We start from the raw sequence: 12,232 nt of genomic DNA, 5'->3' as shown, positions 1-12,232 counted from the left end.
CCTGCCGGGAGCGGGGTCAGGCGGTGGAGCCTGGGCCGTCGCGGCCTTCGGGGCCCCCGCGCCGCCGGCGCCGGCTCCGGCCGGCCCCCACCAGCGGGGGCAGCAGCGACACCACGACCACCAGGGCGACCAGGGGCAGCAGGTAGTCGTCGACGTGCGGCACGGACGTGCCCAGGACGTAGCCGGCGAGCACCAGGGTCTGCGACCACAGCACGCCGCCGACGGTCTGCCACAGCGTGAAGGCCCGGACGGGCACGCCCAGGGCGCCCGCGACCGGGTGCACCACCGTGCGCAGCACCGGCACGAACCGGCCGATCACCAGCGCCTTGCCGTGGCCGTAGCGCGCCAGCAGCGCCTCCGCCCGCGCCGCCGCGCCCTTCACCCGCCGGCTGGAGGTGCGGGCCAGCAGCGCGCGCCCGCCGTGCCGCCCGATCAGGTACCCCACCTGCCCGCCCACCACCGACCCGACGGCGGCGCACACCAGCACCTGCCACAGCTCCAGGCGCGGCGGCTGCTGGGCGCTGCCCGCGCACAGCACGCCGGCCGGGAACAGCAGAGTGTCACCGGGCAGGAAGAAGCCGAAGACCAGCAGACCGGACTCGGCGAAGATCACCACCAGGACGCCCAGCGCGCCGAAGGCGGCCAGTACCGAGGCGCTGTTCGTCGGGTTGACGGCGATCACCGGCCGAGCCTCCTGGCCTCGCACGGACCTGTCTGCTGTGTACCAGCATCGCGTGCCCAGGTCGGCCGTGCGCGCCGACCGGGCGACACGCCGGGCCGCCGGGTGTCCGCCGAGCCGGTCGCACAGAACGCAGATTCGAAAGCAGGACAATGTGTCAAACGCCTCGACGGAAGGGACATCGGCCGGGAAACTGTCACCAACGGACTTTCCGCCGCGCCGCGTTGTCCGGGTGACACGGGTGCGGAGGACGGCCGTGTCGCGCGCCCCGGGGAGGGGGAGACCCCGACAGGGCGGCTGACGAGCGAGATCGCAGCGGGCCATGACCGGCCGACACCGATCGGTCCGGCGTGCCCTGCCGCACCCGACCTGACTGTTCATGACAGACGGAGGACGTCTTGAGAATAGCTGTCCGTCAATGGCCGGCGCGTACCCTCGGTGCCACGGCCGCGGCGCTGCTGCTGGCCGGGTACCCGGTCGGAGCCGCGCACGCCACCGCCCAGCACGGTCGCGACATGAACATCACCGCGCACTTCGCGGCGATCGTGTCCGCGGACCCGGACACCGTCACCTGCGGTGGGTTCGACGTGACCGCGCAGGGGAGTGCCGCCGGCGCCCCCATCGGCGGCAACGGCACCTGGCAGGACCAGGAGAAGGCCTGCACCCTCAGCCTTCCCGGCCAGTACGACATCAACGGGACGGCGGTCATCGGCGCCGGCGCCGGGAACACGATCACGCTGACCTACCACCTCACCGCGCCGCTCACGGAGACCCCGGTCGTCCACCCGTCCGGCACCTACCTGGTCACCGGCGGCACCGGCGCCTACGCGTACGCCACCGGTGGCGGACGGATGAACGCCGTGGTCGACCTCAAGGACACCTCGCACGTCTCCGCGAGCCTGCACGGCACCCTGTACTAGCACCGGACGACGGCGGCGGGCGGTGGGCCGGCCCACCCCCGCCGTCGGGGCTCCCGGCGCACCCTCCGACCGCGCACCGTCAAGGGGCCGCCATGAAGAGCACGATGCAGGACCGTCCACTGCTCGTCCGCGACATCCTCGGCCACGGACAGCGCGTCCACGCGGACAGCCGGGTCGTGCGCTGCGCCGACGGACCGGCCGCGCGCTCCGCGCAGTCCTTCGCCGGCATCGCCGGCCAGGCCGAGCGGCTCGCCGCCGCGCTGCACCGGCTCGGCGTGCGGCCCGGTGAGCGCGTGGCCACGCTCGCCTGGAACACCCCCGAGCACCTGGTGGCGTACTTCGCCGTACCGAGCATGGGCGCGGTGCTCCACACCCTCAACCTCCGTCTGCACCCGGATCAGTTGGGCTACATCGTCGAGCACGCCGAGGACGCGGTCCTCCTGGTCGACGCCACCCTGCTGGAGACGCTCGTCCCGCTGCGGGACCGGCTGGGTCGCGTGCGTGACGTGGTCGTCATCGGCGACGCCCCGGCGCCGGACCTGCCCGGGCACGTCGCCGTACACCGCTGGGAGGACCTGCTGGCGGCCGAACGGACCGGCTACGTCTGGCCCGACCTGGACGAACGGGAGGCGGCGGCGCTCTGCTACACCACCGGCACCACCGGTGCTCCCAAGGGCGTGGCCTACAGCCACCGGTCGATCTTCCTGCACACGCTGGGGGTGTCGTCCGGTGCCGGTTTCGCGATGCACGACGGCGACCGGATCCTGCCCATCGTCCCCATGTTCCACGCCAACGCCTGGGGCTGGCCGTACGCGGCCTGGCTCGCGGGTGCCGACCTGATCATGAACGGGCGGCTGCTGCACCCACCGGAGCTGGCCCGCGTCATCAACGAGGAGCGGCCCACCGGGGTGGCGGCGATCTGCACCATCTGGAACAGCCTGGTGCGCCACGGTGAGCAGCACCCGCTGGACCTGAGCGCTGTGCGGCTCGCCGGCTGCGGGGGCGCCACCCCGCCGCGCGCCCTCCTCCAGCGCCTCAAGGACCGTTACGGCGTACGGCTGAAGCAGGGCTGGGGCCTGACCGAGACCAGCCCGCTGGCCACCTTCGCGGTCCCCCCGCACGGCACCCCCGACGAGGAGGAGGTCGACTGGCTCGCCAAGAGCGGCCGGCTGATGCCCTGCGTCGAGGTGCGGCTGATCGCCGAGGACGGCACCGAACAGCCGTGGGACGGCACCTCGGTCGGCGAACTGGAGTTGCGCGGCCCCTGGGTGACCGGCTCCTACTACAACTCCCCGGACTCCGGGGAGAAGTTCCACGACGGCTGGCTGCGCACCGGCGACCTCGGGGTGATCGAGCCGGGCGGCTGGGTGGTGGTCAGCGACCGGCTCAAGGACGGCGTCAAGAGCGGCGGCGAGTGGATCTCCACCATCGAGCTGGAGAACGCGATCGTCGAGCATCCCGCGGTACTGGAGGCCGTCGTGGTCGGGGTCCCCGACCCGCGCTGGGAGGAACGCCCGTTGGCGTGCGTGTCGTTGGTGCCGGGCGCCGACGCCGGCGCCGACGAGCTGCGGGAGTTCCTCGCCGGGCGGGTGGCCCGCTGGTGGGTGCCGGAGCGGTGGGCGTTCGTGGCCGCGGTGCCGAAGACCAGCGTCGGCAAGTACGACAAGCGGTCGGTACGGGCGATGTACGCGGACGGTGCCCTGGACGTCACCACAGTCCCGCGAGTCACCGCCGGGAACCCGGACACGGCACCCGGGGACGACAGCGGGGAGGGGGGCGGGGTGACGGCGTCCGGGTCCCGGCCCGGGGACACGGCGCCGGGGGACGGAGGCCCGGCCGCCCCGGCTCCGGCGTCGCCCGCCCCGGCTCCGGCTCCGCCCGCCCCGGTTCCGGCGTCGCCCGCCCCGTCTCCGGCTCCGCCCGCCCCGGCTCCGGCGTCGCCCGTCCCGCCGTCCTCCGGGCCGGCCGGGCCGCATTCCGCGCGGTGAGCGGTGCCCCGGCCGTCGGGGCACCGCCGCGCACCTCGATTCGGGCTCCGGCCCGGGCGCGTCTCAGTCGGCCACCCGCCGGGCCGCCTCGGCGAGCAGCTCCCGCTGCCCGCCGACGTCGAGACCCAGCTCCCGCACCAGCCGGAAGGTCAGCACCAGCCGGGCCTGGAGCACCGTCTCGGGATCCACGCGCCCCCCGCCGGACGCGTCGCCGCCGTACAGCCCCTCGGCGACCAGCCCTTCGAGGAACGCCGGGGGGAAGTCCTCCGCGCCGGCCTCCAGCGAGCCGAGGATCCCGGAGACATAGCCGCTGACCTCCTCGGGTGCCGCGCCGCGTGGGAACCGGCGGCGCACCGCCAGTGCGAAGGCGGCGCCGACCGCGCGGCCGTAGTGCGGATCACCGGGGTCCAGGGCGCCGGCCTTCTGCGCGAACCCGATGAAGTCGAACCTCAGCAGCGATGCCAGGACGTCGAGTTCGGTGACGGTGACCGTGGTCATGCCGGTTCTCCCTTCGCCGCGGAGGACGTGCTCGCGGCGCCGACGACGGCGGCCGCCACGCGTTCGGCGTCCCGGCCGACGAAGCCGAGCAGCGCCGAGCCGCGGGTACGCATCCGGTACAGGCCCAGGTAGTGGCTGCCGGGCAGCACTCCCACGCCCTCGGTGTGCCGGGGCCGCCCGGCCTCGTCGAGCATGGCCGGGTCGAGCCAGCTCCAGTCGCTGCGGTAGCCCGTCGCCCAGATCACCGCGGACGGCCTGACCCGCTCACCGCCGGCGACCAGCAGCTCGGCTCCCCGGGCCGCGGTGATCCGGCCGACCGTGCGGATCCGGCCCTCCGCGACCAGCGCGGGCACCCGGTCGCCGACGACCGGGTCCGGTGCCTCCATGCTCACCGGCATGCTCATCACGCCGAGGACGCTCATCCACCAGAACATGTCCCGCCCGACGACGGTCTGCGGCAGCCGCGGTGAGACGGTGTCCCCGCAGCTGAGCACCACCCGGTGGGTGCCGGCCAGCTCAACGGCTATCTGCCGCCCGGAGTTGCCGTCCCCGACGACCACGACCGTGCCCGGCGGGATCTGCGCGGGACCGCGGTAGTCGCCGGTGTGCAGGGTCCGCACGTCCGGGCCGAGCGCGGCGGCGAACTCCGGGACCCGCGGGGTGCCGAACGCCCCGGTGGCGATGACGACCTGACCGGCCCGGCACTCGCCCCGCGTGGTGGTCAGCAGATAGCCGCCGTCGTCCGCGCGCAGCTCCAGCACCCGGTGACCGGGCAGCACGGGGAGGTCGAACCGCCGCGCGTACTCCCGCAGGTAGGCCACCACCTCGTCCTTGCCGGGGTAGCGGGCGCCGGGCCCGGGGAAGGGCAGCCCCGGCAGCGCGGAGAACCGCGCGGACGTGAACAGGGTCAGCGAGTCCCAGCGCCGCCGCCAGCTCTCGCCGACGCCGCTCCCGGCGTCGAGCAGCACACACGGCACCCCGGCCCGCCGCAGGTAGTACCCGACGGCGAGCCCGGACTGGCCCGCGCCGACGACGGCGACCGGCACGGTGGCCGGCAGCGCGCTCACCGGGTCTCCCCGGCGACCGCGCGCGGCCGGGAGCCGGCGGCCGGGCGGGCCGGTGCGGGCCCGCCGCGCAGGCCGGCCAGGACGAGCGCGGAGGCGGCGGCGCACACCGCGGCCGCGACCCACATGGCGGCGTGCAGCCCGGTCAGGAACGCGCCGTCGGCCTCGGCGGTCACGGCCCCGCGCAGACCCGGCGGAGCGTGCACGACCGCCCGCAGGGTGCCGCCCAGGGACGTCCGCGCCCCGGCGGGCAGCGCCCCCGCCGCGCCGCCCAGCGAGTGTCGGTACACCGACCCCAGGACGGAGCCGAGCACCGCGACACCGAAGGCCGTGCCCAGGTGCCGCACCGTGTTGGCGACGGCCGACCCGGCGCCCGCCTTCGCCGGGGGCACCGCGGCCATCGTCGCCGCCATCCCCACCGCGAACGTCGCCCCGAAGCCCAGCCCGAACAGCGCGTGCACGGCCTCGAAGAGCCAGATCGGGGTGGTGGCGTCCAGCACCGCGTAGCAGACGCAGCCGGCGGCCATCAGCAGCCCGCTGCCACCGAGCGCCACCGCGGGCCCCCAGCGGGTGATCAGTCGGGTGGCGGCGGCGCCGGACACCGTGGAGCCGACGGCGAGCGGCAGCGTCAGCAGACCGGCCCGCACCGGAGTGAAGTCCCGCAACTGCTGGAGGTAGAAGGAGAGGATGTACGTCGCCCCGGTCGCCACGAAGAACGACGCGGCCAGCGCCGTGGCGCCGATCGCGAACCGCCGGTCGGTGAAGAGCGACGGGTCGAACGCGGGCTGGTCCCTGCGGCGGGCGGCCGTCACCATCACGGCGAGCAGCGCCAGCCCCAGCACGATGGGGCCGAGCACGGACACCTCCAGCCAGCCGCGCTCCTCACCGCCCTTGATCACTCCGTACACCAGGGCGCCGACACCGGCGACCGACAGCACCACCCCGGTGACGTCCACCCGGCCGGCGCCGGCACCCCGGTTCGCCGGCACGAGTACGCCGACCATCACCAGCGCGACGACCGCGAAGGGCACGTTGACCAGCAGCAGCGACCCCCACCAGAAGCGGGACAGCAGCGCGCCGCCGACGACCGGCCCGGCCGCGATGCCGATACCGGCCGACATCGACCAGTAACCGATGGCCCTGGCCCGTTCCCCGGCCGGGAACACGCTCGCGATGACCGCCATCGTGCAGCCCGGCACGACGGACGCGCCGACCCCCATCACGGCCCGCCAGCCGATCAGTTCGGCCGGGCCGGAGGACCACGCGCCGGCGACGGACGCGCCCAGGAAGACCACGAGGCCGGCCAGCAGCACGCGCCGCCGGCCGAACCGGTCACCGAGGATGCCCGCGGTGAACAGCAGCGCCGCGAAGGTGAGCGTGTAGGCGTCCATCGACCACTGCAACTGGGCGTTGGACTCTCCCAGTCCGCTCTGGATCGACGCGAGGCCCACGGTCATCACCGTGTTGTCGATGGTCGCGATGAACATCATCAACGCCATCGCGCCCAGTATCAGCCACCGCTTCGGATCGGCGGCCCGGTCAGTTCGCATTCCGATCGTCCTCATTCCTTGAAACTGGACCCGCCGGAGCGCCGGACCCGCGGGATCCGCCCAGGACGGGCGGGCGGGCGGACCGGCCGGACCGCCGGGGAGACGGCCCGGCCGGCCGGTCAGCCGGCGTCGAGTGCCCGGCGCAGCTCGCCGGCCAGAGCGCGCAGCCCCTCGCCGCGCATCACCGTGTAGTGGTCGCCCGGAACGTCGACCAGGTCGGCGTCACCGGTGAAATACGCCATCCAGCGCGCCGCGGTCTCGGCCGTCGCACCGCCGTCCGCGGCCCGCAGCGACAGCACGCGGCCGGCGTAAGGGCGGGGCGAATGACGCAGCAGAGCACGGTAGTTGTCGCGGAACCGGGTGAGGATGCGACTCAGTGTGCCGGGGTCGACGTCGTCCGACAACGCCCCGGCCGCGCACGCCTCCTCGTGCAGCACCCGCACCGGCGGGCGCCCGTCGAACGCCTCCGGCGGCAGCTGCCAGTCCACCCCGGCCAGCCCCGCCAGGTCCCGGGCGAACCAGGACAGCAGCACCTCGTCGGTGACGGCGTCCGTGGCCGGCCCGGGCGGCTCCAGCAGGTCCACCACGGCCACCAGGTCCACCTGGGCGCCCGCCGCGCCGAGCCGGGCGGCGGTCTCAAGGGCGATCACCCCGCCCATCGACCAGCCGCCCAGCCGGTACGGCCCCTCGGGCAGCGCCTCGCGGACCGCCGCCGCGTAGTGCGCCGCCATGTCCTCGACGTCGGCCAGTTCGGCGTCCGGTGACTGGAGCGCGTAGAACGGCTGGTCCTCGCCGAGCAGTTCGGCGAGTTCCGCGTAGCAGAGCACGTCACCGCCGACCGGGTGCACGAAGATCAGCGGGAGCCGCGAACCGGTGGTGCGTACCGGCACCAGCGCCGCGCGGCCGTCCTCACCGGCGCCGGTCTCCCGCACCGCCCGGGCCAGCAGTTCGATGGTCGGCCGGGCGAACAGGGTGGCCAGCGGCAGGCTGCGGCCCAGACCGCGGGCGATCCTGGCCATCAGCCGCACCGCGAGCAGCGAGTCACCGCCGAGTTCGAAGAAACCGGCGGTCACCCCGACCTCGGCCAAGCCGAAGAACTCCGCCCAGATCTCCGCCAGCCGGCGCTCCACGTCGTCGCGGGGCGCGACGAAACCGGTGCTCTCGGCGGCCACCTCGTCCGGCGCGGGCAGCGCCGCCCGCAGGACCTTCCCGTTGTCGCTCAGCGGCAGTTCGTCCAGGACGAGGATCCGCTGCGGCACCAGGTAACGCGGCACCGTACGGCGCAGCGCCTCACCGATCGCGGCCTCGGTGGCCCGACAGCCGTCGTCGAGGACGACATAGGCGATCAGCCGCTTGGGGCCGTGCCGTTCGCCCGCCGCGACGACCGCGGCGGCCCGCACCCCCGCGCACTGGGTGAGGGCGGTCTCCACCTCGCCCAGCTCGATCCGGTACCCCTGGATCTTGACCTGGCAGTCCTGCCGGCCGAGGAACTCGATGGTGCCGTCCGGCAGGAACCGCCCCAGGTCGCCGGTGCGGTACAGCCGCTCACCGGTGACCGGGTGGCGCACGAAGGCGGCCCGGGTCTTCTCCTCGTCGTTCAGGTAGCCGCGGGCCAGACCGATCCCCGCGATGTACAGGTCACCCGGAACCCACACCGGGCAGGGCCGCATCGTCCCGTCGAGGACGTGGAAGCGCTGGTTACGCATCGCCCTGCCGTAGGGGATGCTCACCCAGTCGTCCTCGACCCGCCCGATCGGCTGGCAGATCGACCAGATCGACGCCTCGGTGGCGCCGCCCAGGCTCCACTGCTCGGCGTCCGGCAGCAGCAGCCGGATCCGGCCCGGCAGCGTCACCGGGATCCAGTCCCCGCTCATCATCACCAGCCGCACCGGCAGCCCGGTCAGCCCACCCGCCAGCGCGTGCTCGGTGAACATCTCCATCAGCGCCGGCACACTGTTCCAGATCGTCACCCGGTGCTCGGTGACGAGCTCCGCCCAGCGGGCCGGCTCGCGGTGTGCGGACGGCTCGGGCAGCACGAGCGCGCCACCCGCCGACAGCAGCCCGAAGACGTCGTGGACGGACAGGTCGAAGTTGAGCGCGGACAGCCCCAGCACCCGGTCCGCCGCGGTGATCCCGTAGCGCTCGTTGACGTCGACCACCGTGTTCAGGGCCGCCCCGTGCTCGATCATCACGCCCTTCGGCAGCCCCGTCGAACCCGATGTGAAGATCACGTACGCCAGATCGGCGGGCCCGGCACCGCACGGTCCGAGCGGCCGGCCGTCACCCTCGTCGTCGGCGCGCACCACGGTCCGGGCCACGCCCCGCGGCCACTCGGCGGTCTCCGCCACCCACGGCTGTGTGACGACGTGGCCGATCCCGGCGCTGTCCAGCAGCACCCGCAGCCGCTCGGCGGGCACGGCCGCGTCGATCGGGACGTACGCCGCCCCGGCCCGCAGGATGCCGAGCGCCGCGACGATCTGCTCCCAGCCCTTGTCCATCACGATGGCCACCAGATCGCCGGGACCGGCCCCCTGGGCGCGCAGCCGGTGACCGACCTGGTTGGACCGCCGGTCGAGACCGGCGTACGTCAGGGTCAGCGACGGTGTGATCACCGCCGGCTCGTCGGGCCGCGCCGCCGCCTGGGCGAGGACCCGCTCGTGCAGCAGCCCGTCCGGCACGGGCCCGTCGGTGGCGTTGGCCGCGGCCCGCACCGCCAGGTCGGCCGCCGGGACGAGCACCGGCACGGGCCGCTGCCAGGCCGCCGGATCGTCCGACAGGTCGTGCAGCAACCGCAGGTACGCGGCGAACATCGCGTCGACACAGCCAGCCGGGAACAGCTCCTCGATCACGTCCCAGTTCAGGACCAGCTCGCCGGCCTCCTCGACCGCCTGGTGGTCCAGCCACACCTGCGGGGTGCGGACCGAGCTGCTCACCTGCCGGCCGTTTTCACCGATCCCCGCCAGGTGCCGCACCACTCCCCGCTGTTCGGTCTCCTGCCGGCCGGGGAGGTTCACCAGGCTGGTGAAGACGACCGGTGCGGCGGCCCGCACCGAGCCGCCCCGCGCCCGGTTCAACTCCCTGAGCACCTGCACCCCGCTGACCTGGCTGTGCTCCATGTCGTTCCACAGTTGCCGTTGCACCTCCTCGGCGCGGCGGGCGAACGCCTCACCGGCCGAGTCGTGGATCTCCAGCAGCAGCGTGGTGGAGAAGTTGCCGATGATGTCGCCGACCTGCGGATGCAGCGGGAGACGGTTGAAGAACAGCAGGTTCAGCGAGAAGTCGGGGGTGGCGCTCCACGCCGCGATCACCTGCGCGTACGCGGTGCACAGGGCCGCGGACGGGCTGATCCCGGCCGCCGCCGCATGCCGCTTGAACCGGGACCAGTCCCGGCTCGACAGCGTCGCGCCCCGGTGGTCGAACACCGGCCGGTCCAGGCTCGACGGGTCCACCGCGAGGGGCAGTTGCGGGGCCGGCGGCAGCGTGTCCAGCCGGTCCCGCCAGTAGGCCAGCGCGCGGTCGTACTCGGGACCGCACTCCAGGGCACGCGCCTGCCGGACGTAGTCCCGGTAGCGCAGCCGGAGTTCGGGCAGCGTCTCACCACGGTAGTGCGCCGCCCACTCCTTGAAGAGGACGGACGTGCTGAAACCGTCGATGATCAACGCGTCGAAGCCGGCGTGCAGCCGGATCACCCGGTCGTCGACCCGGGTCACCCGCACGTCGAACAGCGGCCAGCGGGCCGTGTCGAACACCTGCCGCCGCATCTCCTCGTGGACGGCCGTCAACGCGGCCTCCCGTCCCCGCGGGTCCAGCGCCCGGACGTCGGCCTCACGGATCACATAGGCCGGGACGTCCCGCAGCACACGCTGCTCGCCCTCGGCGGTGAAGACCGCCCGCAGCATGTCGTGCCGCTCGATCATCGCCCGGAAGGACGCGGCGAGGCGGTCGGTGTCCACGTTCTCCAGGTCGATCTCGATCTGGAAGTAGGTGGAGGTACCCCCGAGTTCGAAGACCTCACCACGGCCGACGAGGTACGCCTGCTGGAGGTCGGTGAGAGCGAACGGCTCGTAGCGCTCGGCGTCCCCGGTCCGCCGGGTTCCCCCCGCTGTTCCCTCGACGGCGTGCTCGACGGCGTCCTCGGAACCGGCGCCGTCGGCCTCGTGCTCGTCTCGTGCGGGTTGTTCCCCGGCCACCGCCCCCAGGGCGTGGAGGACGTCGTCGGTGATGTCGTCGCCGCTGCGACCGTTGAGGAACGCGGTCATGGGCAGCAGGACGTCGAACCGGCGGCTCAGGGTCAGCCGGATCTTCATCGCGATCAGCGAGTCGAGGCCGAGCGCCTGAAGCGGCTGGCGTCCGTCGAACCGGGCCGCCTCCGTCCCCAGCGCCCCGGCCACGGTCCGTGCCACGAACGCCCGCACCGCCTCCGGTGTCACGCCGGGGCCTTCCCCGCCCGTGTCCGCCGGTGCCGGGACGGCCGGGGTGACGACACCCGCCGGCGGTCCGCTCCGCTCGGGCGCACCGGACACCACGGCAGGCGCGGGGGCGGCCGACGCGTCCGCCCCGGGCCGGGTCGCGACCGGCGCGAACCGCACGCCGTCGGCCTCGGCCACGAGCCGTCCGTCTCCGGCGACGAGCCGGATCCGCGCCCGTGCGCCACCGTCGAACAGTTCCGCGTGACATCGCAGCCCGTCCCCCGGGCCACCGCGCCGGTAGTGCACGAACCGGTCCAGGCCGACCGGCACGAGGGCCGGTCCGCCCGCGGGGAAGCAGGCCAGCGCGGTGTGGAACATCGCGTCGACCAGCCCCGGGTGCAGCAGGTACGGCTCCGCCTCACCCGACACCGCCGCCCGGATCACGGCCGTCGCCTCCTCCCGGCCGAGCCGGATGCGCTCCACCCAGCGGACCGACGACCCCAGGTACAGCGCACGCTGCCACAGCAGCCGGTACAGCTCGTCCCCCGTCAGCTCCCGGCCCGACTCGACCACCGCCAGCGCCAGCGCCGGCGCGGCGGGCGCACCCGAACGGGCCCGGCCCTGCGCGTGCAACTGCCAGGCACCGGCCGCGTCCTGCGCGTAGTACCGGAACCGTCCGTCGTCCACGACCAGTTGGACGGCCCGCTCGGTGATCGCGGACGCGGCCGCACCGGCTGGCGCGAGCACCAGATCGAGCGGCAGCTCCAGGTCCTCGACGGACACCGGGCCCGGCCCGGCCAGCTCGGTGACGGCCTCGATCGCCGACGCCAGGAACACGCCGGCACCGACCACCGGCCGGCCGCCGACCACGATGTCACCGAGGCAGGGATGTGCCGCCGGGTCGAGCCGCGCGGCGAACTGCGCCTGCGCGAGCGGCGACGGCAACCGCACGCCCAACAGCCGTGCCGGCTCGACGGGGCGCACCTCCGCACGCGGGCCGCCATCCCGGGCCGCTGCGGGCTCGGGGAGCAGCCAGTAGTGGTGGTGTTGGAAGGGGTAGGTGGGGAGGGGGGTGGGGTGGGTGTGGTAGGGGGTGAGGTGGGTGGGCCAGTCGATGGTGATGC

Annotated in this window: 7 protein-coding genes; 2 read left to right on the top strand and 5 right to left on the bottom strand. The window is 74.4% G+C overall.

Annotated elements, in window-relative coordinates:
- Positions 1-16 precede the first annotated feature (16 nt).
- Entirely contained in the window at positions 17-682 is a 666-nt protein-coding gene (locus ACIQVT_RS32075) for a DedA family protein (RefSeq protein ID WP_403762240.1), read from the bottom strand.
- 395 nt (positions 683-1,077) lie between these two features.
- On the opposite strand from ACIQVT_RS32075, the gene ACIQVT_RS32070 reads away from it, so the two are divergent.
- A complete protein-coding gene (locus tag ACIQVT_RS32070) occupies positions 1,078-1,599 on the top strand; it encodes a hypothetical protein (RefSeq protein WP_403762238.1) in 522 nt (173 codons plus the stop codon).
- Positions 1,600-1,691: 92 nt separating this feature from the next.
- A complete protein-coding gene (locus ACIQVT_RS32065; RefSeq protein ID WP_403762234.1) occupies positions 1,692-3,587 on the top strand; it encodes a long-chain fatty acid--CoA ligase in 1,896 nt (631 codons plus the stop codon).
- Positions 3,588-3,650: 63 nt separating this feature from the next.
- Here the strand turns inward: ACIQVT_RS32065 and ACIQVT_RS32060 are convergent, their stop codons facing one another.
- From ACIQVT_RS32060 to ACIQVT_RS32045, 4 genes are all read right to left on the bottom strand, one after another.
- Positions 3,651-4,085, bottom strand: a complete 435-nt coding sequence (locus tag ACIQVT_RS32060) for a hypothetical protein (protein ID WP_403762231.1) — start codon at positions 4,083-4,085, stop codon at positions 3,651-3,653.
- Positions 4,082-5,152 carry a flavin-containing monooxygenase gene (locus ACIQVT_RS32055; protein WP_403762228.1) on the bottom strand — a complete coding sequence of 357 codons (1,071 nt, stop codon included), beginning with the start codon at positions 5,150-5,152 and terminating at the stop codon, positions 4,082-4,084. The genes ACIQVT_RS32060 and ACIQVT_RS32055 overlap by 4 nt, the downstream gene beginning before the upstream one ends.
- Entirely contained in the window at positions 5,149-6,699 is a 1,551-nt protein-coding gene (locus ACIQVT_RS32050) for an MFS transporter (protein ID WP_403762225.1), read from the bottom strand. Before ACIQVT_RS32050 ends, ACIQVT_RS32055 begins: the two co-directional genes overlap by 4 nt.
- Before the next feature lie 119 nt (positions 6,700-6,818).
- A partial coding sequence (locus ACIQVT_RS32045; RefSeq protein ID WP_403762222.1) for an amino acid adenylation domain-containing protein occupies positions 6,819-12,232 on the bottom strand: 5,414 nt, incomplete at its 5' end.

The sequence above is a fragment of the Streptomyces sp. NPDC100445 genome, assembly GCF_044759735.1.
In the GTDB taxonomy this organism is placed as follows: Bacteria; Actinomycetota; Actinomycetes; order Streptomycetales; family Streptomycetaceae; genus Streptomyces.
This window is presented reverse-complemented; position numbering and strand designations above follow the sequence as displayed.